Annotated in this window: 1 protein-coding gene; it reads right to left on the reverse strand. The window is 64.7% G+C overall.

The window, feature by feature from the left end:
* Window positions 1-255 (reverse strand): transposase (locus ACZYOF_RS44665; protein ID WP_463719708.1); only part of this gene is annotated, 255 nt, incomplete at both ends.

Raw genomic sequence — 255 nt, forward strand, 5'->3', positions numbered from 1 at the left:
CGTCGATGGCGAGAGGTTTGGCGCGGCGCGGATGCTGGGAGATGACGGCCTTGGCGCCGCGTTCGTCGAGATCGGCGATGATGGCGTTGCTGTCGAACGCCTTGTCAGCGATCAGCGCACCGAAGGCGACCCCTTCGATGAGTGGCGGAACGCCGACCGTGTCGAAGCGCTGTCCGGGCAGCAGCACGAAACGCACCAGATTGCCGAGCGCATCGGTGAGCGCCAGGATTTTGGTGGTCATGCCGCCTTTCGAAC

This window comes from Bradyrhizobium sp. LeoA1Lang, assembly GCF_055413685.1.